17 protein-coding genes and 1 riboswitch are annotated in these 18,679 nt (G+C 67.7%); of the genes, 12 read left to right on the top strand and 5 right to left on the bottom strand.

Annotated elements, in window-relative coordinates:
- Window positions 1-3 precede the first annotated feature (3 nt).
- A complete protein-coding gene (locus EV652_RS02090; protein WP_206752080.1) occupies window positions 4-1,074 on the top strand; it encodes a M48 family metalloprotease in 1,071 nt (356 codons plus the stop codon).
- A 259-nt stretch (window positions 1,075-1,333) separates the two neighbouring features.
- Here EV652_RS02090 and EV652_RS02085 read toward each other — a convergent pair whose 3' ends face one another.
- Together EV652_RS02085 and EV652_RS02080 are read right to left on the bottom strand one after the other, a co-directional pair.
- Window positions 1,334-2,434: a winged helix DNA-binding domain-containing protein gene (locus tag EV652_RS02085; RefSeq protein WP_132207214.1), complete on the bottom strand. Its 1,101-nt coding sequence runs from the start codon at window positions 2,432-2,434 to the stop codon at window positions 1,334-1,336.
- A 66-nt stretch (window positions 2,435-2,500) separates the two neighbouring features.
- The gene (locus EV652_RS02080) at window positions 2,501-3,049 is read right to left on the bottom strand and encodes an RBBP9/YdeN family alpha/beta hydrolase (protein ID WP_132207213.1); all 549 of its coding nucleotides are present in this window, start codon (window positions 3,047-3,049) and stop codon (window positions 2,501-2,503) included.
- 87 nt (window positions 3,050-3,136) lie between these two features.
- On the opposite strand from EV652_RS02080, the gene EV652_RS02075 reads away from it, so the two are divergent.
- Window positions 3,137-3,592, top strand: coding sequence for an Lrp/AsnC family transcriptional regulator (locus EV652_RS02075; RefSeq protein WP_132207212.1), 456 nt, complete (start codon window positions 3,137-3,139; stop codon window positions 3,590-3,592).
- Here the strand turns inward: EV652_RS02075 and EV652_RS02070 are convergent.
- Together EV652_RS02070 and EV652_RS02060 are read right to left on the bottom strand one after the other, a co-directional pair.
- Window positions 3,570-4,523, bottom strand: a complete 954-nt coding sequence (locus tag EV652_RS02070) for an SDR family oxidoreductase (protein WP_206752079.1) — start codon at window positions 4,521-4,523, stop codon at window positions 3,570-3,572. The genes EV652_RS02075 and EV652_RS02070 overlap by 23 nt on opposite strands.
- A complete protein-coding gene (locus EV652_RS02060) occupies window positions 4,520-5,974 on the bottom strand; it encodes a flavin-containing monooxygenase (RefSeq protein ID WP_132207211.1) in 1,455 nt (484 codons plus the stop codon). The genes EV652_RS02070 and EV652_RS02060 overlap by 4 nt, the downstream gene beginning before the upstream one ends.
- 78 nt (window positions 5,975-6,052) lie before the next feature.
- Here EV652_RS02060 and EV652_RS02055 point away from each other — a divergent pair, with 78 nt between their 5' ends.
- The 7 genes from EV652_RS02055 to EV652_RS02025 all read left to right on the top strand — a co-directional run bounded on the left by EV652_RS02055 (window position 6,053) and on the right by EV652_RS02025 (window position 14,295).
- Window positions 6,053-6,640: a TetR/AcrR family transcriptional regulator gene (locus EV652_RS02055; RefSeq protein ID WP_132207210.1), complete on the top strand. Its 588-nt coding sequence runs from the start codon at window positions 6,053-6,055 to the stop codon at window positions 6,638-6,640.
- 235 nt (window positions 6,641-6,875) lie between these two features.
- On the top strand, window positions 6,876-8,336 hold the full coding sequence (locus tag EV652_RS02050) for a M4 family metallopeptidase (protein WP_132207209.1): 1,461 nt from the start codon (window positions 6,876-6,878) through the stop codon (window positions 8,334-8,336).
- 163 nt (window positions 8,337-8,499) lie between these two features.
- Complete coding sequence (locus tag EV652_RS02045) at window positions 8,500-9,435, top strand: oxidoreductase (protein ID WP_132207208.1); 936 nt, start codon at window positions 8,500-8,502, stop codon at window positions 9,433-9,435.
- 58 nt (window positions 9,436-9,493) lie between these two features.
- On the top strand, window positions 9,494-11,083 hold the full coding sequence (locus EV652_RS02040) for a CocE/NonD family hydrolase (RefSeq protein ID WP_132207207.1): 1,590 nt from the start codon (window positions 9,494-9,496) through the stop codon (window positions 11,081-11,083).
- Between the two features lie 24 nt (window positions 11,084-11,107).
- Complete coding sequence (locus tag EV652_RS02035) at window positions 11,108-12,940, top strand: LamG-like jellyroll fold domain-containing protein (protein WP_132207206.1); 1,833 nt, start codon at window positions 11,108-11,110, stop codon at window positions 12,938-12,940.
- 88 nt (window positions 12,941-13,028) lie between these two features.
- On the top strand, window positions 13,029-13,853 hold the full coding sequence (locus tag EV652_RS02030) for an aldo/keto reductase (RefSeq protein WP_132207205.1): 825 nt from the start codon (window positions 13,029-13,031) through the stop codon (window positions 13,851-13,853).
- Between the two features lie 3 nt (window positions 13,854-13,856).
- Window positions 13,857-13,925, top strand: a riboswitch (guanidine-III (ykkC-III) riboswitch).
- A gap of 19 nt (window positions 13,926-13,944) precedes the next feature.
- Window positions 13,945-14,295 (top strand): CBU_0592 family membrane protein, encoded by a 351-nt coding sequence (locus EV652_RS02025; RefSeq protein WP_199237958.1) that lies wholly within the window; start codon window positions 13,945-13,947, stop codon window positions 14,293-14,295.
- On the opposite strand, the gene EV652_RS02020 is transcribed toward EV652_RS02025, so the two are convergent.
- Entirely contained in the window at window positions 14,219-15,082 is an 864-nt protein-coding gene (locus tag EV652_RS02020; protein ID WP_132207204.1) for a hypothetical protein, read from the bottom strand. The two genes, EV652_RS02025 and EV652_RS02020, sit on opposite strands and share 77 nt — an antisense overlap.
- Before the next feature lie 419 nt (window positions 15,083-15,501).
- Here EV652_RS02020 and EV652_RS02015 point away from each other — a divergent pair, with 419 nt between their 5' ends.
- The 3 genes from EV652_RS02015 to EV652_RS02005 all read left to right on the top strand — a co-directional run bounded on the left by EV652_RS02015 (window position 15,502) and on the right by EV652_RS02005 (window position 18,646).
- Window positions 15,502-16,536 (top strand): AAA family ATPase, encoded by a 1,035-nt coding sequence (locus EV652_RS02015; protein WP_132207203.1) that lies wholly within the window; start codon window positions 15,502-15,504, stop codon window positions 16,534-16,536.
- A 164-nt stretch (window positions 16,537-16,700) separates the two neighbouring features.
- Window positions 16,701-17,693, top strand: coding sequence for a DUF58 domain-containing protein (locus EV652_RS02010; protein WP_242001496.1), 993 nt, complete (start codon window positions 16,701-16,703; stop codon window positions 17,691-17,693).
- On the top strand, window positions 17,693-18,646 hold the full coding sequence (locus tag EV652_RS02005; RefSeq protein WP_132207202.1) for a VWA domain-containing protein: 954 nt from the start codon (window positions 17,693-17,695) through the stop codon (window positions 18,644-18,646). Before EV652_RS02010 ends, EV652_RS02005 begins: the two co-directional genes overlap by 1 nt.
- Window positions 18,647-18,679: the final 33 nt, after the last annotated feature.

Genomic DNA, 18,679 nt, shown 5'->3' with positions numbered 1-18,679 from the left:
TCGATGACCCGCCCGAGTGAACCGAACGATCAGAGTGATCAGGTGGGAAGCACTCCTGGGCAGCCATTTGATCAGCCGTCAATGGATGAGCCTCGACAGATGCCGCCTCAAACGCCGTGGAACCAGCTGCCTCCTGGCAATGAGCAGAACGGCGGAGTCGGCAAGGGGAGAGAGGGATCGGGAACACGCCCGGAAGTCTCCGCAGCGACGACGCTGCTCGTAGCTGTGCCGTGGTTCTTTTGGAGCCTCGTCATCGTCATCTGGATCTCCAACATCTTCGGGAGCTGGAACTGGCTCGTCGTTGGGTTGTGGATCCTGTCCGGGGCAGTGACGTTCGTGAGTCCGGTAGAGGATCTGGTCGCCCGCTACCTCTATCGACTGCGGCGGCCAACGCTCGTTGAGGAGCAACGATTGGGGCCGATCTGGCTGCAGTTGCTCCGCCGGGCAGCTGTTGACGGTCGTCGGTTTTCCCTGTGGGTTCAGGAGTCTGATGACGTGAATGCAACCCCAACACCGGGGCATACCGTCGCTGTGACTCGATGGGCCCTGTACACGCTGCCGCCGTCTCACTTGGAGGCGGTCCTCGCGCATGAGCTTAGTTACCACGTTGGCGGCCGTGCTTGGCTCAGTCTGCTCAACTTTTGGTATTCGATCCCCGCTCGTTGTGCGCTGGTCGGTGTGCGAGCGTTGGTCCAACTGATGAAGAAAGTCCCCGCAATTGGTTGCGCCGTCGGGGGGTTTCTCTTCCTTGCCTACTCTGGAATCCTGCTTGCGGTCCTGACGTTCGGCGACGGTTACTTGACGGCGATGCTGTTCCTGACCCCGTTCATCGCACCACCGATTCTCGCGTGGCTCAATCGTTGGCAGGTCAAGCAGGCTGACCGACGGGCGGCGCTCATGGGGTATGGAGCCACTCTCATTCAGGTCCTGTACGGCTGGCAGATGCAGAATCAGCAGATGTTCGGCAGAGACACGAATCGCAGGACCCAACTGATGTCGAGTACGCCTTCCCTGGTCGAGAGAGTCCAAACTCTCGAAAGGGCAAACCCAGGCACATTGCCAGATCCGTCCTGAGCCACGACCGGCGAGGAAGCAGTTTGCGACCACGGTCGCACGATTCGGCGACCGGAAGTGGTGTCTGCTAGCAGCATGTGACCCGACTGGCAGATGCAGCAGAGCGATGCTCGGGGGCGGCCTTTGTATAGCCGGATTAGCTCGCGTGCACCCGTCGGTCGCCAAGCGCAACCAGGCGCTCGAGGTGCGTCCAGCGACCCTATCTCCTCAAACACAGCTTCATGTTCCGCGATCTGATCCGCGTGCCATGTTCGTCAGGTTATGAAATGAACCTGATCTCGTGGGTGGCGGTTGGGGAGGTGAAGGTTAGGAGGGTGGTGGCCTCGGCTTCGATATCCGTGCGGGTGGAGCGGGGGAGCTTGGTGATGGGCTGGATTTCTAGGGTGGCTTGGGTTTTGGTGGATTTGGTGAGTTTCCAGAGGGCGGTGGCTTGGCCGTTGTGGAGGGTGGAGCCTCGGGTCAGGACCTCTTGGAGGGTTAGGGATTGGCGGGTGGCGGTGTCGATCCAGCGGGTGCGGTCGGCGTGGGACAGGAGGAGGTTGTCGTACTCGGGGAGGAAGCGGGTCGGGACCTCGATGTCCTCGTCGGGGAGGTCGATGTGGGGGAGGTCGTAGAGGGTGCGGCCTGATTCGGCGTCGGTGTAGGTGCGGAGGTCGAGGCGGTCGAAGACTTCGGACAGGCGGGTGAGGCCGGACCAGTTCTGGGCGTCGGCGACCGAGGCGGGGCCGTAGGCGCCGAGGTAGCGACGGACGAGGTCGTCGGCCGAGGGGTTGGGGTCGACTGGGGCGCCGAGCCAGAGGTCGGCGGTGGACATGGCGGGGTTGCCGCCCTTGCCCCAGATGCCGCGGGGTGGGGTCTGGATGGTGGGGAGCAGGCAGCGTACGGCGTGAGCCAGCGCGGGGGGTTCGCGGTCGGGCCAGAGCGGGGCGAGGTGTTCACGCAGTTGTACGGCGGTCGCCGGGCCCTCGGCCATGCGTTCGGCACCGGCCTTCAGCACCGCGTCGATGTCGATCCCCTCGAGCCGGTGCCGGCCATACGTCATGTTCTGGAACACCTCGCGCTCGAGCCGCGGCTGGATCAGCGGGCGGAACGCGAGGAAGTCCCGGCTCGACATCAGGTGGATCGTTGCCCGCATCATCGAACCGCGCACGGCCTCGCGGTCCTCGATCAGCCTGGCCAGCTCGGCGGGATCGAAACCGTTGAGGCGGGTCCACAATCCGACGTACGGCGCGAGCGGCGACTGGGCCTGCATGCCGACCAGATGCTCGATCGCCTCCAGGGCGGTCGCGTCGTGGCGCTCGATCAGCCACTGGCGGTGCAGGGTGGCGCGGTTCAGGGCTTGCAGACTCAACTTCGACATGGCTGATCCTCTCCTGGTTTACGGATCCAACGCTAGGAGGAGAAGCGGTCAGCCTTGGACCTCTACTCAGCTGGCGCGGAGCCCGGCGAGGAAGCTGGTCAGGAGTTGCTGGCCGAGCGGCCAGAGGCCGAGCTGGCTGTCCGAGTTGAGGTGGCCGTCGTTGCCGGTGGTGATGAGAGGAACTTCCCAGTCGGTGGCCAGTCGGGTGGCGGCGTCGACGCTGCAATACGGGTCGTTGTCGCTGGCAATCAGGAGAGCTGGAACGGGGAGGGGTTTCGCGTCAAGGTTGGTGAAGGTCGGGAGCAAGTCCACGGGGAAGGTGGGCGCGAGTGGGTCGGGCGGCGCGACCAGGAAGGCGCCGCGGACGGTGGGTGAGCCGACCGTGGTCAGCCAATGTGCAACCGCGTGACACCCGAGGCTGTGCGCGATGAGTACGGCGGGATCGTCGGCGAGAGCGATCGCGTTACCGATGGCGGTGCTCCAGTCGTCGCGGTCCGGGTGGGTCCAGGAGGCCGGTCTGATGCGGGTCGCGCCGGGGAGCCAACCGGATTCCCAGGTGGACTGCCAGTGGTTGTCGTCCGAGCCGTCGAGGCCGGGGACGATGATGAATCGCATGGAAGACTCCCTTGGTGGCTGCAGTGAGCTGCCATCATGGGCGAGATCATCATCGTCGGACTACGTGAACTGATGAAGTGAAGGCAGATGGGCGAATCGAACACGAATCCATTGGACGACATCGACCGGGAGATCCTGGCGATCCTGCAGACGAACGGACGGCTCAGCGGCGCGGACATCGGCCGCAAGGTCAATCTGTCGCAGCCGGCGGTGTCGGCACGGATCCAGCGGCTCGAACGGTCCGGCGTGATCACCGGCTACCGCGCTGTCGTCGATCCTGCACGGATCGGCCTCAACATCCACGCCGCCGTCCGGGTGCGGACGACGCACGCGCGGATCCCCGACGCGCTCGAGCTCTTCGCCACACTCGACGAGGTAACCGCGACCTACCGTCTCACCGGCGACGACTGTTTCCTGCTCGACGTCCACACTCCTGACGCCGGCCGGCTCGAGCAGGTCGTCGACGCGATCGGTCGGCTGGGTCCGGTCACCACTTCGCTCGTGCTCCGCGAGTATCCGGTCAAACCTCTCGCATCCGGCTGAAAGACGTGAGCCGATCCGCGTAGGCTGCGCGCGCCGCATTGTCGACAATCAGGCCGCGGTCGTCGCCGGCCAATCGGCGTCCGAGCGCCATCACCGACGACGGCACCAACCCGTCCAGCACCTTCCACCCGCCCAGCCAACGCGGCACCGCGACCTCGGCCTGTCGCGTCCGGCAGGTTCGCAGTACGGCGGCCGCGACGTCGGACGGGTCCGCGGTCGGCAGTAGGCCGCCGAGGCGGACACCGGAGGAGAGGGAGGTACGTACGGCGCTGGGCAGTACGGCGCTCGCGGTCACGCCGGTGCCATGGAGTTCACGACGTACGGCGGCGGTGAGGCCGACCGCGGCGTACTTCGACGCGTTGTAGACCGCCATCCCCAGGAACGGGATCTTGCCGGCCATCGAGGCGATGTTCACCACATGGCCGTTGCCGCGGGCAATCATGCCGGGCAGGACCAGGCGCATACCGTGGATCAGGCCCCAGACGTTCACGTCGAGCGTGGTCCGGCTGAGCGCGTCGGGTTCGTCCAGGAACCAGCCGAGCGGCATCACGCCGGCGTTGTTCACCAGTACGTCGATGCGCCCGGCGTCGGCAATCACATTGTCAACAAAAGACGCGAACGACTCCCGGCAGGTGACATCCAGCACCCAAGGCCCATGGATCCGACCGGCGCCGCCGACGCTGTCGGGGGAGATGGCGTCGGGATCAGGACCGGCTGCGGACTGGGAGAGTGCGTGGGGTGTCGGTGTGTGGGGGTGGTCGGTGGGAGCGCTGGCGGCGTCGGAGGGTGTGGGGGTGGTGGGGTGGGGGGATAGGTCGCCGGTGTAGACAGTGGCGCCGGTGGTGGCGAAGGCTTGGGCTGTGGCGAGGCCGATTCCTTGGGCTCCGCCGGTGATGACGACGACTGCGTGGGACAGGTCGATGGGTTTCATCGGACGACCTCCAAGGGGGCCGAGATGGTGTAGGCGGAGGCATCGAAGTGGGCGACGCGTGTTCTGAGGCGGCCGCTGGACCAGGGCCAGCTGAAGCTGTTCCGGCCGTTCACGTCGTGGTAGTAACTCGCGCACCCGCCCGTCTCGTAGACGGTCCCGCGCAAGGCCTCCTGGACCTCCGCGACGAATGACGCCTGCACTTCAGGACGTACGTCAAGGCTCGACCAGCCGTGATCCAGCAACGACGAAACAGCGCCCAGCACGTGGTCGAGTTGCGCCTCCAGGATCATGAAGGCGGACGTGTGCCCGGTCCCGAGATTCGGCCCGAGCAGGTTGAACAGATTCGGGAACCCGGCCACCGCGGTCCCCAGATTCGCCCGCGGACTGCCCTGCCAGTGATCGGCCAGCGAGCGCCCGTCGGCGCCGTACACCTTCGTTGCCACCGGCAAGTCGAGGATCCGGAAACCGGTGCCGAGGATGACCACATCGACAAGCGCCTCGGTGCCATCGGCCCCGATCACCCGGCGACCGTCGAACGATGCGACCGCAGTCGGATGCACGGAGACGTTGCTCTGGGCAAGCGCTGGGTAGTACGTGTTCGACATCAGCAGTCGCTTGCATCCAAGGGTGTACGACGGAGTGAGTGCCGCACGCAACGATGCCGACTGCACCGAACGGCGAAGATGCAACAGCCCCACCTGCTGCACCGCCCGCATGATCCACGGATGCCGGAACCCGAGCCCGAGAGCCTCCATCCCCAGGTACTCGAGCCGCCGCAACAACCGCTGCACCATCGGAAACCGTCGGAACACCCACCGCTCAACACCCGGCACATGATGATCCGGCTTCGGCAACACCCACTGAGCGGTCCGCTGAAAGAGATGCAGTGACGAGACCAGCTCCTGGATCGCCGGTACGAACTGCACCGCCGAAGCGCCACTCCCCACCACGGCCACCCGAAGACCACTCAAGTCGATCGAGTGGTCCCACCGCGACGAGTGAAAGACAGGTCCATCAAACGCACCCGGGATCGACGGGATCAGCGGCTGGTGCCACGGCCCGGTCGCCGTGATCAGCACACGCGCCTCCAACGGCCCGTCGCTCGTCTCGAGCAACCACCGCTGCGCGGCCCCGTCCCACTGCGCCCGCAGCATCTCGACTCCACAGCGGATGTACGGCGTGACGCCGTACCGAGCAGCGGTGTCCGACAGATACGAGCGGATCTCCGACTGCCCGGCGAATGCGCGGGTCCACGAAGGGTTCGGCGCGAACGAGTACGAGTACAGCGCGGACGGTACGTCGCACGCACACCCGGGGTAGGTGTTGTCGCGCCACGTCCCGCCGAGCTCCGACGACTTCTCCAGCACCGTGAAGTCGGTGATCCCGGCCTGCAGCAGGCGGATCGCCGCCCCGATCCCCGACGCACCGGCGCCGACTACGACTACATCCATGAGCACCTCCGAAATCCAGAGACTGACGGTATCCGAATACCAAGAGGATGCCAATACCGTAGGCACTAGAGTCGGACCATGCCGAGGATGACGCGGGCGGAGAGCCAGGCGCGGACCCGCGAGACGCTGGTGGCGACCGCGACCGAACTGTTCCTGCGAGACGGGTACGGCGCCACGTCTCTGGAGAAGGTCGCGGACGAGGCCGGCTATTCCAAGGGCGCGGTCTACTCGAACTTCCGCAACAAGGACGAGCTCTGCCTGGCTGTGGTGGACGCGATCCGGGCCGACCAGGCGCACCGGATGGCGGCCGCGCTGGAAGGCGCCACGACGCTCGAGGCGATGCTCCAGTCTTTCCAGCGCTGGGCCGAGGCGACCATCGGCGACCAGGCGTGGACCGTTTTCGAGGTCGAGTTCGCCACCCGCGCGCGCCAGGACGACGTCGTACGACGGGAACTCGCGAAGCGGAACGCGTACATCCGGGACGCGGTCACCGGGCTGCTCGAGGAGCACGCGAAGGAGTTCGGCATCACGCTGCCGATGCCGGCCGCCGACTGTGCCACCGCGTTGCTCAGCCTGGGCGTCGGCCTCGGCGTCCAGCGCGCGATCGACCCCGAGGTCGGCGTCTCGGTCCTCCCCAACGTCATCCGGCTCCTCGCCGGCGGCTGAAGCGCCCGGCGGCCAAAGTACCGGAGGCTCAAGCCCCGACGCTCAAGCCCCGGAGCCTCAAGCACCGGCGGCTCAGGCGTCGGAGCCTCAAGTGCCGGCTCAAGAGCTGGTGGCTGATTTCCCTTGCGCCCGCGGAACGGCGAGAACTTTTCCTTCCCACCGGCGCACTCGGCCAACTAGGGTCGACGGATCGTAGTTGTTGCGTTACGCAACTCGTCTACCTAGGAGGGGAAATATGGCGAAACGCGTGATCGCGGTCGTCACCGCCGGTCTGGCCACCGCCGCCATCGGGCTGTCCTTCACCAGTGCTGCGGGGGCGGCGCCGGAGAGCTCCGCGGCGAACCCGGCCGGTCTCCAGCTGATCAAGACCAAGACCTCACTGCTCGGCAAGCACTACTGGTACCAGCAGACCTTCAAGGGCCTGCCCGTGATCAACGGGTACTACGCCAAGCATGTGACCAAGTCCGGCGCGGTCCAGGTCGCCGACGGGCGCGACGCCGTACCGGCGAATCTGGATGTGACCGCGAAGGTGCCGTCGGCAACGGCGACCAAGTCGGCCAACGCGGCCGTGAGTGCCCGCGCCGCCCGGGCCCGGATCGCCGGGCCGGAGAAGGACGTGACGCCGGCCCCGACCGCCACCGCCGGTGCCGCGCAGCTGGCTGTCATCGGCGGTCCGGACGCGCGTCTGGTCTGGAACGTCACCAGCAGGTCGGCCCAAGGCGTCACCCGCTCGCTGGTCGACGCGAAGTCCGGCAGCGTGGTCGAGTCGAAGGTGATCAGTGATCACGTCGACGGCCGTGGCCTCGTGTTCGACCCGAACCCGGTGGTCAGTGAGCGGGACGAGAAGCTGACGGACCAGGACGACGCGAACACCGATGAGCTGTTCCCGGCGCACAAGAACGTGATCCTGCGCAACCTGGCCGGCAACGGCAAGCTCGAGGGACTGTACGTGAACATCGTCAAGGCCAAGGGTGGGCTGGCGGAGAGCGCGAACAACCAGTTCCTGTACTACCGCGACGACGACCGGTTCGAGCAGGTGATGGCGTACTACCAGGTCAACCAGACGCAGGAGTACATCCACAGCCTCGGCTTCACCGAGGTCAACAACGAGTCGCAGGACTTCGAGATCAACACCTACAAGGGTGACAACTCGTTCTACGACCCGTCGAAGGACGTCATCACGATGGGCGAGGGCGGGGTCGACGACGGCGAGGACGCCGAGGTGATCTGGCACGAGTACGGTCACGCGATCCAGGACGACATCGTCCCCGGGTACGGCGAGACGGTGCAGGCCGGCGCGATCGGTGAGGGCTTCGGCGACTACTGGGCCGTGACGATGTCGGTGCCGGTCAGCCGGAACTTCGACCTGCCGTGCGTGATGGACTGGGACGCGACGTCGTACACCACGACCGAGCCGCACTGCCTGCGCCGGACCGACACCGGCAAGACCACCGACGACATCGTCAACCAGGTGCATGACGACGGCGAGATCTGGTCGAACGCGCTGTGGGACATCCACAAGGCGCTCGGCCGGACCAAGGCCAACAAGGTGATCCTCGAGGGCACGTTCTTCTACGCGCCGGACACCACGTTCGCCGACGCCGCCCGGGTCACCGTGCAGGCGGCCCGTCTCCTCTACGGCAAGGCCACGGCCGCGAAGGTGACCGAAGCCTTCCAGGCCCGCAAAATCCTCTGATCCACGCGGACGCCAGGTTGTGCGCCCCCGACTACTGTGGGCGCATGACTGTATTGATGCCACGCCTCCGGCGCGGCGGGTCATGGGGCTTTAACTCCCGGCCTTCCCTCGTCACTCCAGTCGCTTCGCTCCCTCCACTCCTCAGTCCAGGCCGGGAGGCCCCATGACCTGGAATACGGCGGACATCCCCGATCTGACCGGACGTCGCGCGCTCGTCACTGGAGCCACCAGCGGACTCGGCTACGAGACGGCGCTCGAACTGCTCAGACACGGCGCCGACGTGCTGATCGGGGCGCGCAATCCGGAGAAGGCTGCGCAGGTCGCTCAAGACCTGACCCAAGCATCGGGCCGGGAGCCGGCTGTCGTCGAGCTGGACCTCGCCGACCTCACCAGCGTCGAGAAAGCCGCCGACCAGGTCGTCAAGAGTTACGACAAGCTCGATCTCCTGGTGAACAACGCCGGCGTGATGGCAACGCCGTACCGGCAGACCGCGGACGGGTTCGAGCTGCAGCTGGGCACGAATCATCTCGGCCACTTCGCCCTCACCGGCCGGCTGCTGCCTTTGTTGCTGAAGGCACCTTCGAGCCGGGTGGTGACGGTCAGCTCGTTCATGCACACGACCGCCCGGGGGATCGATGCCACCGACTTCCGGCGGCCGGAGCAGGGCTACTCGAAGTGGGTCGCGTACGGGAAGTCCAAGCTCGCCAACGTGCTCTTCATGCTCGAGCTCGACCGCCGCGCGCGGGCTGCCGGGGTCGACCTGCTCAGCGCCGGCGCGCATCCTGGTTACGCGGCCACGCACCTCCAGGCGGCCGGGCCGGAGCTGGCCGGGCGAGCGTTCGAGGTCCGGATGTGGGCCGGTGTCAACAAGCTGGTCGCGCAGTCCGCGGCCGCCGGAGCCTGGCCGAGCCTGTACGCCGCGACCACCCCGGACATGCCGCCCGGAGGCTACTACGGTCCACGTTTCTTGGGGTTCCGCGGTGCGCCGACGACAGCGTGGCTGACCCGCACCGCGCGGAACCCGGCACTGGCCGAGCGGCTGTGGGCCTGGTCGGTCGAGGCGACCGGAGTCGATCCGACACTCACCGTGCCGAGGTAGTGACACACCGGCAACTTTGCGGTTACCCTCCGGTAATCCCGAGCCGGAGGTCGCACCCGTGCGCAGAATCGCAGCCGCCCTCGCTGTCGTCCTTGCCCTGATCACGATCGGTCCGGCCGTCGGTGCCGAGGCGGATCAGGCCGGGTTCAGTACGTCGTACCAGCGCATCCCCGGCGCGGGTGGGATCGAGATCGGCGCCGTCGTGCTGACCCCGACCGGCCAGGGCGACGGGCCGTTCCCGCTGGTCGTGATGCCGTCCAGTTGGGGTGTGCCGAACGTCGAGTATGTCGGCCAAGGCACGAAGTTGGCCACTGCCGGGTTCCAGGTCATCGCGTACTCGAGTCGCGGCTTCTGGGACACCGGCGGCGGTATCGATATCGCCGGCCCGCCGACCGTCGCCGACGTCACCGAAGTGATCGACTGGGCGGACCAGCACACGCCGGCCGACACCAACAGGGTCGCCGCGGTCGGGATCTCGTACGGCGCCGGCACCTCGCTGCTCGCGAGTGCGCAGGACCCGCGGATCAAGGCGGTCGGCGCGATGAGCGGCTGGGCCGACCTGATCGTCTCACTCGACCCGAACGGGACGCTCGCCCTCCAGTCCGTCGCCGGCCTGCTTGCCCTCGGCAACATCACCGGCCGGCCCGGTCCGGAGATGACGTCGCTGCAGTCCAAGTTCCTCAGCGGCAACTTCGACGGGGCGATCGCGGAGGCGGAGCAGTTGGCGCCGGTCCGCTCCGCGGCGACCGTGGTCGACCGGATCAACGCCAACCAGCCAGCTGTGTTCCTCGCCAACGCCTTCGAGGACTCGATCTTCCCGCCGACGCAGTACACCGACTTCTTCACCCGGCTGACCGGGCCGAAGCGGCTACTGCTGGCCCACGGCGATCACGCGACCCCGGAGGTGACCGGCGCGATCGGCCTGCCCAACGAGACCTGGGACGAACTCGCCGCCTGGCTGCATCACTACCTGACCGGCGCCAACAACGGCGCGGACGATGAAGCGCCGGTCCAGCTGAAGTCGCAACGCGGCGTCTGGCGGGGATACCCGAGCTGGGCGGCTGTCGGTCAATCGCGTACGTCGTACCTCACCAAGCCGACCGGATTGTCGCGGACCGGCGCGCTCCAGACGCAGGCATCGACGGGGTGGAGCAGCGGGATCGGGGCCGGTGTTCCGACGATCGCGGACAGCGGTGTGGCGCTCGTTTCCGGCGCTCTGCAAGGGCTTCTGTCGATTCCGACCGGTGTGGCGACGCCGTTGGTGGACAGGTCGTTCGCAGGTGTATGGTCCGGCCCGGTTTACCCCAGTGGCGCCATCGTCAACGGTTCGCCGAAGCTGCACCTGACAGTCAAGCCATCCGGTCCGGATACGTCGCTGTTCGCCTATCTGTACGACGTCGACGCACTCGGTCTCGGCTCGCTCATCTCGCACAAGCCGTTCACGCTGCGCGGTGCGACACCCGGCAAGGCTGTTCCGATCGACCTCAGACTGGAAGCGACCAGCTGGGAGGTGCCTGCCGGCCATCACCTCGTCCTCGTGGTGGACACGGTCGACCCGCGGTACCTCGGCCGCAGCGCGATCGGTAAGACGGTCACCTTCAGCTCGCCGGCCGGCGACCCGTCCTCGATCAGCATCCCGGTGGCATGAGAATCACCCGCCGCGGATTCCTCGGTGTCACCGCTGCCGCAACTAAAGGCCGGTGCCGGACCGCGCCACCTCGCCTTCCACCCGTCCGGCAAGAACCTGCGAGTCACCGCCGACACCTCCGGCCCGTCCGGGCTCGAGGTGGAAGTCACGGCGTACGACGGTCGTCGCGCGGTCGGCCAGGTCCGCGGCAAGGCCGATACCGAGCTCCGGCTGCCGATCCTGAACCCGAGGACGTGGTCCCCGGACCGCCCGTTCCTGTACGACGTGAAGGCCCGGCTGATCGACCGCGGCAAGACGGTCGACACTGTCAGTTCGTACGCCGGAATGCGCTCGGTCGGGATGCTGAAAGGTGCCGACGGCAAGCTCCGGATGGCGCTGAACGGGAAGATCCTGTTCAACCTGTCGACGCTGGACCAGGGCTTCTGGCCGGACGGACTGAACACCGCGCCGACCGACGAGGCACTGCGGTTCGATCTGGAACAGCACAAGGTCCTCGGCTTCAACACTGTCCGCAAGCACATCAAGGTCGAGCCGGATCGCTGGTACTACTGGGCCGACAAGCTCGGCCTGATGGTCTGGCAGGACATGCCGTCGTCGAAGACGGACGCGATGCCCGAGCCGTGGCGGACCCAGTTCAAGGCCGAGCTGCACGAGCTGATCGAGGAACACAAGAGCTTCACCTCGATCACCGTCTGGGTGCCGTTCAACGAGGGCTGGGGCGAATGGGACCGGGTCGAGACCGGGCAGATCGCGGACTCGGTGAAGGCGCAGGACCCGTCCCGCCTGGTCAACGCACACAGCGGAATGAACTGCTGCAACTCCAAGGGTGACTCGGGTCGCGGCGACCTCATCGACCACCACGCGTACCTCGGCCCGGCGACACCGGCACCCGCAGGTGAGCGTGCTGCGGTGGACGGCGAGCACGGTGGCTTCGGTCTGAAGACGCCGGATCACATGTGGTTCGGCGACGGCTTCGCCTACGAGATGACACCGGACTCAGCCACCCTCACCCGCCGGTACGTCGAGAACCAGCGCGACGTACTGCGATCGGCCAACACCTGCGGTATCAGCGGTTCGGTCTACACCCAGATCACCGATGTCGAGGGCGAGCTGAACGGCTTCTTCACCTACGACCGCCAGGTCCCGAAGATGGACTTCGCCCAGGTCCGGACCATCAACAACGCGATCATCGCCGGCGCGGACGGCACCGGGACCGGCGATCCGGACCCAGGACCCGGCACACCAGGTGCCGACGGCATCCACTTCTATCCACTCGACGGAACCACAGAAGATGCTGTAGGCAACAACGACGCGACATTGGTGGGCGGGGCAACCTTTGCCCCGGGCAAGAACGGAGAAGGCGTTGCCCTGAACGGATCCGGGCAGTACGTCGACACCGGCGCCGCGCTGCTCGATACCAACGGGAACTACTCCGCCGCGGCCTGGGTGAGGCTGAACAAGGCCGATGGTGCGTTCCAGACCATCGTCAGCCAGGACGGCGAACGCGACAGCGCGTTCTTCCTGCAGTACTCGGGTCAGGACCAGCGGTTCGCGATGAGCTTCCCGGGGTTGCGGGCGCTCTCACCGACGAAGCCGAACCCGGGTCAGTGGTACCACCTGACCGGCGTACGCGATGTGGTGAAGGGTGAGCTGAAGCTCTACCTGGATGGCGAACTGGTCGCCACGAAGGGCGCGTGCAGCCTGGATGCGACGTCGACCGGGAACACGGTGATCGGGCGGGCCAAGTTCGGCGGCAACCAGGTCGACTACCTCGACGGCACTGTCGACCAGGTCCACCTGTACGACCGCGCGCTGACCGATGCGGAGGTGAGGACGCTCTACGACTCGGGTCGCTGAGCCACGAAAGAGCGTGCGGTTTCGAGATGCGAACTCGTCGCGCAACCCCGATCCTGGTAGCAACCCGACCAGGCGAGGTGACAGTGCGATGGCCGCTCCCAGTCACGCGCTCGCGCCGGTCTCGGCGCGCAACTTCAGGCCACCCCGGTTCGGGCTCGGTGGTTCGCGACTCGGCGAATCACCGGGTCCGGACGGGGATGCGCAGGCGATCGCCACGATCGACGCGGCGTACCAGGCCGGCATCCGGTTCTTCGACACCTCCCCGGCGTACGGCGTCTCCGAGGAACGCCTCGGTACGGCGTTGCAGCGGCGGCCCAGGAGTGAGTTCCTGCTGTCGACCAAGGTGGCCGGCGCGGACGCGCGGGACTCGGTGCGGTCGAGTATGGACCGGCTCGGGCTGGCCGTCGATCTGGTGTTCATCCGGGATCAGGACGAAGCGGCGTACTCGGTCCTGAACGACCTTCGGCGCGACGGTGTGATCAAGGCGATCGGTGTCGCGTGCAACGACTGGCGGGTGCTCGACCGGATCGTTCGCGACGTCGAGTTGGACGCGGTCCTGCTGGCCGGGCAGTACTCGTTGCTCGACCAGTCCGCGACGCCGCTGCTCGATCGATGCCTGGCGCGTGGGGTGTCGGTGATCGTGTCCGGCATCCTCACCCCGCAGGTGCTGCAGACCGAGCAGTCGAGCGACCCGGCGACGATCCGCGCGCGGCGGATCTCGGCGGTCTGCGAGCGGTACGGCGTTTCGCTGCCGCAGGCCGCACTCGCCTTTCCCAGCAGGCATTCCGCGGTCACCTCGGTGCTCATCGCGGCCGCCAGCCCGGCCGAGATCCGGGCCGACGCGGCACTGGTCCGGCAGCCGGTGCCGTCCACGCTCTGGCGCGATCCGGAGTTGCTCAAGTTGGTAACCTGAAGGGAGGAGCCGTGTTCTACGGCTTCCCGGACGAGTTGGCGTCGTACCCGGTCCACGACAAGACGGCGCCCGCCCCTGGAGGGGCACTCCGATGCATGCAATCGACCTCGTCGAGATCGCCGGTGCGCTCACCATCCTGACCGCCTTCGCGGCCGCCCAGGCCGGATGGCTGCGGCAGCGCACCGCGTCGTACCAACTCCTCAACCTGGTCGGCTCCGCTGTGCTCGCCGTGATCGCCGCGGTCGAGTCGTCGTGGGGCTTCCTGCTGCTCGAAGGGAGCTGGGCCGTGATCAGCCTGATCGGCCTGCTGAGCCTCAGCCGCACCCGGGGAACAGACGACCTAGATCAGTCCCCGAGCGGACGACCTAGAACTTGTCGCCGGGATCGCCGGTGCCGGGGGAGCCCGGGGAGCTGGGGACGCCGGTCGGGATGCCGGTCGTAGGCACCGGAGTCGGGCTGGGGCCGGTCGACGGTGAGCCGGACGGTGACCCGGTGTTCGGCGGCGGTGTGGTCGGGGTGACCGTGACCGTCGCCGTACCGGTCGGGGTCGGGATGACCGGCTCCGGTTCCAGCGGCTCGGCATTGCGGAACAGCAGCCAGGCGAGGAACACCGCCAGCGCCATGATGATCGCCATCGTGATCAGGGACAGGATCAGCGCCCACCGCGACGCCGCCCGGAGTGAGTTCGGCCACGGCAGCGGCCAGATCCGGAATAGTCCAGGCCGCCGGCGGCCCTCCCAGTAGTGCAGGAAGTCCGGGCCGCGGAACCGGCCGGTGTGCGGGATCCGGTCCATCAGGACCGCGGACAGTACGTCCTCACCGCGACGCTCCGCGATCAGCCGCTCGTCCGCGGCCGCGCTGGTCCCGTCGTCGGCCCGGATCGGCCCGATCGCGACCCACAGCGCCAGATCGTCGTCGTCGGAGTCGTTGTGCGCCAGGACGGCGTCGCCCGGCACCTCGTCGACCGCGGTCACGAACCGGTCCCGCGCCGCGGCGTCGTCGGCCGAGCCCTCGGTCATCATCGCGACCACGGCCTCCCGGCCGTGCTCGTCGGCGGCGGTGTACAGGTAACCGGCCGCGTTCGCGCCGAGCCGGCCGCGCAGCCAGAACTCGCCCACCCGGGGCGGATCCTCCGGCATCAGCGGCAGCGCCTCCGGAATCAACCGGGCAGGGGTCTCCTCCGGCGCATCCGCCGGCCGCACCTCGGTGTGTGATTCCGTCGCAGTCATCACCCCCAATCCCACCACATCCCTGGTAGCACTGTCGCCACACCCGGATTCCGGACCGGGCGATGCTCACCGGCCGTGGGGGTGTCTGATGGTTCCCCGCCTGCTGCGCGGCACTACGCACGGCACCTCAGCGCACTGGCGCGAAGGCCACGATGCTCCGCATCGAGACCTCCCGCTCCAGCACGCCGATGCACCGCACGGAGCACCTGCTCGCTACGGCGCGGAACCATCAGACACCCCCAGTGACGACAGGCCGCCGGGGGAGTGCGGATTTGAGCGGATGGGGAGGATAGGGATGGACCTGGTGGGCCGTGCGCCCGGGGGACCCGGGGATCTGATGGAATGGCCGGTGTTGTGAGTGCGCCGGAAGACGGCGCGGCGTTGACAAAGGTCCGAGCGTGGACCCCGGAAGGACAGGCATGACCGAAACCACTGTGCCGGCTGGATCGGTGGCCCAGCAGTCCCGGCTGATCGGCGAAGCCATCAGCGAGGTCAAGCGGGTGATCGTCGGCCAGGAGCACATGGTCGAGACTCTGATGGTCTCGCTGCTCGCGAAGGGTCACTGTCTGCTCGAGGGCGTCCCCGGTGTCGCCAAGACGCTCGCCGTCCGGACCTTCGCGTCAGTGGTCGGCGGTACGTTCGCCCGGATCCAGTTCACTCCTGACCTGGTCCCGTCCGACATCGTCGGTACCCGGATCTACCGGCAGACCCGGGAGGCGTTCGACATCGAGCTCGGCCCGACGTTCGTGAACTTCGTCCTCGCCGACGAGGTGAACCGGGCCCCGGCCAAGGTGCAGTCGGCGATGCTGGAGCTGATGGCCGAGCGGCAGGTGTCGATCGGCGGCCAGACCTTCCCGATGCCGAAGCCGTTCATCGTGATCGCCACCCAGAACCCGATCGAGTCCGAGGGCGTCTACCCGCTGCCGGAGGCGCAGCGCGACCGGTTCCTGGTCAAGATCGACGTACCGCACCCGCGCGGGCACGAGGAGTTCGAGATCCTGCGCCGGATGAGCGTCGATCCGCCGGAGCCGCGGCAGGTGCTCAAGCCGGAGACCATCCTGGAGCTGCAGCGGTCGGCCGAGCAGGTCTTCGTCCACAACCTGGTCGCGGAGTACGCCGTCCGCCTGGTGATGGCGACGCGGACGCCGGCCGACTTCCACCTGCCCGACCTGGAGCCGATCATCGAGCTCGGCGTCAGCCCGCGGGCCACCCTCGGCATGATCGCGGCCGGCCGGGCGCTCGCGCTGATCCACGGCCGCGACTACCTGCTGCCGAGTGACGTGCAGACCGTCGCGCTGGACGTGATGGGCCACCGCCTCGGCCTCACCTTCGACGCGGTCGCGGACAACATCGACCCGCGCGCGGTGATCGAGCGGATCCTCGCCACCGTCCCGCCGCCGCAGCCGGTCTGGCGCGACGGCACCGACGGCTCCGGCCGTCCGGAGTTTGTATAGTGTCCCGGCTCCGGGGTTGCTTGGCGCTTTCGGCGCCCATGCACGTACTTCACGGCACTGCTCGAGCATCCACGATGCTCCGCATTGAGGACGCTCGCTCAGCACCGCGATGCACGCACCTGGACACCGAAATCACTCAAGCAACCCCGAAGCCGGGACACTAGATGCCCAACCGACCGGACCCGCGGGCTGCGATGACGATCTCGCAGCTCGCTCCCGAGCGTGCACTCCGGCGGCTCGAGCTGACCGTCGTACGGCGGCTGGAGGGCTATCTGCACGGTGAGCACCTGGGGCTGCTGCCTGGTCCCGGCACCGAGCTGGCCGAGGCCCGCGAGTACCAGGTCGGGGACGACGTACGGCGGATGGACTGGGCGGTGACGGCGCGTACGACGGTTCCGCACGTGCGGGACCTGATTGCGGACCGTGAGCTGGAGACGTGGGCCCTGGTCGACCTGTCCGCCTCGATGGACTTCGGTACGTCGCAGCTGGAGAAGCGCGAGCTTGCCGTGGCAGCGGTCGCCACGGTCGGGTTCCTGACCCACCGGCTGGGGGACCGGTTCGGCGGGCTGATGCTGCGCGACTCGGCGCTGCGGCGCTGGCCGGCACGGTCCGGGCGGCTGGCCCTGTACGGGCTGCTGCGGGCGCTGCTGGCCGAGCAGGTCAGCGGAGACCAGGAGGCGCACCGCAGTGATCTGGCGGCGGCGCTGGAATCGATGGCCCGGACCCAGCGCAAGCGCGGGCTGCGGGTGATCGTGTCCGACTTCCTCACCCCGGAGGACGGCGAGGTCGACAGCCGGATGGAGCCGTCCTGGGAGCGGGCGATGCGCAAGCTCACCGCGCAGCACCAGGTGCTCGCGGTCGAGATCGTCGATCCGCGCGAGCTGGAACTGCCGAATATCGGCGTGGTCATGATCGGTGACCCCGAGACCGGCGCGGTCCGGGAGATCGACACCCGGCGGCGCAAGGTCCGCGAGGCGTTCGCGGCGGCCGCTCTGGCGCAACGGGAACGAACCAGGACCGCGTTGCGTAGGGTAGGTGCGGGGCACCTGGTACTGAGGACCGACCGTGACTGGGTCGCCGACACCGTGCGGTTCGTGCTCGCGTACCGGCGAGTGGCGCCCCGCCTGCACCAACCGCCGAAGGGAGTGTCTCGCTGATGGAGTTCCTGTCTCCCGGGCGGTTGTGGTTCCTGCTGATCATCCCGGTGGTGGTCGCCGGCTACATCTTCCTGCAGCACCGCCGGGCGCAGTACGCCCTCCGCTTCACCAACATCGCGCTGCTCGACCGGGTCGCGCCGCGGCGTCCGCAGTGGCGGCGGCATCTGGCCGTCGTCCTCGCGCTGCTGGCGGCGGTCTCGTGCATCGTGGCGTTCGCGCAGCCCAAGGACCAGGTCAAGGTGCCGCGCGAGCGGGCCACCATCGTGGTCGCGATCGACGTGTCACTGTCGATGATGGCGACCGACATCGAGCCGAACCGGCTGGAAGCGGCGAAGAAGTCGGCGAAGAACTTCATCAACCAGTTGCCGTCCAAGTTCAACGTGGCGCTGGTCAACTTCGCCGGTACGGCGTCCATCATCGTGCCGCCGACCACCGACCGGGCCACCGTGCTGCGCTCGGTCGACGGGCTGGAGCTGGCCGAGTCGACCGCGACCGGTGAGGGCATCTTCACCTCGCTGCAGGCGCTCACCCAGGTCCCGCCGGACCCGGACCACCCGAACGACCCGGCCCCGGCGCGCATCGTGCTGCTGTCCGACGGTAAGCGGACGGTCGGCCGGACCGCGCAGGAAGGCGCGCAGGCCGCCAAGGCGAAGAACACGCCGGTCTACACGATCTGCTTCGGCACCGACTCCGGCTTCATCGAGATGGACGGCATCCGCCAGCGGGTGCCACCGGACCGCGCCGAGCTGCGCAGCGTCGCCGAGGTCAGCGGCGGCGAGGCCTACACGGCCGAGTCGGCCGGTGAGCTCGAGGACGTCTACAAGGACATCGGCTCCTCGGTCGGGTACGACGAGGTGGACAAGGAAGTCACCGCCCGCTTCGCCGGGATCGCGATGCTCTTCACCTTGGCGGCCGCGGGGGCCTGTATCGCTCTCGCGTCCCGCTTCCCCTGATCCGGTGAACGCCCGACTGGTCCGGTGAACGCC

It is taken from the genome of Kribbella steppae (assembly GCF_004342025.1).
Lineage (GTDB): Bacteria > Actinomycetota > Actinomycetes > Propionibacteriales > Kribbellaceae > Kribbella > Kribbella steppae.
This window is presented reverse-complemented; position numbering and strand designations above follow the sequence as displayed.